Consider the following 228-nt stretch of genomic DNA (forward strand, 5'->3'; position numbering starts at 1 on the left):
TTCAGGGCCTCTTCATTTATAGTAATCCCCCGGAGTTTTTCACCCAGGATATACTGTCCCCCGGCTCTTTGCAGATTACGCCGGTTCTCTTCGCTGGTCATGCCCCGGTCCATGGCCCAGATCACATTGCCCAGCTTCCAGTCATTCATATCCTTCTGGACCTGGTCGACACATTTGGCATCATTCTGGTTGCCGGGTAGCACCCAGCATCTGACAGGAATACCTTCC

Annotated in this window: 1 pseudogene; it reads right to left on the bottom strand. The window is 53.1% G+C overall.

The window, feature by feature from the left end:
* Positions 1 to 228: pseudogene (locus ACYQ2M_RS25570) on the bottom strand (IS1634 family transposase); the annotation flags it as partial.

Source organism: Desulfocicer niacini, from assembly GCF_054657595.1.